General features: G+C 45.2%; 2 pseudogenes. Both read right to left on the minus strand.

Annotated features, from left to right (window positions below):
• A pseudogene (locus tag CVN76_RS00630) lies at positions 1-147 on the minus strand (chorismate-binding protein); the annotation flags it as partial.
• Positions 138-338 (minus strand): annotated as a pseudogene (locus CVN76_RS00635) (CAT RNA binding domain-containing protein); the annotation flags it as partial. The pseudogenes CVN76_RS00630 and CVN76_RS00635, both read right to left, overlap by 10 nt.
• Positions 339-341 lie beyond the last annotated feature (3 nt).

Here is a 341-nt window from a genome sequence, read left to right on the forward strand (position 1 = left end):
TTCCTGAATGGCTTCCCGGGCCCATTCGGACGGAGAGCCGCAAACGGCCGGAGTTGGATGAAGCGCAATCGCCAGCTCCAACGAGGAAGTTTCAGGATCTTGAAGTTCTCCTTTTACTTCTGTAGATAGATGCAACATGGTTTCAGTTTTTTGTAACTTTCCTGCTCCTTAACATCTTTTAGAACAAATGTCTTATCAAAAAGTTGCGGACTTAACTCCTCGCCTTTCTTTCTGTTGAAGCCTATGCCTTTCCCGATTGAAACCACTTCGCCATACGACGGATGCGTGGCAATCACCACGTTATTGTTCAATACCTTTTCAACGATAAAACCGCTCATTTT

The organism is Bacillus sp. mrc49 (assembly GCF_002803435.1).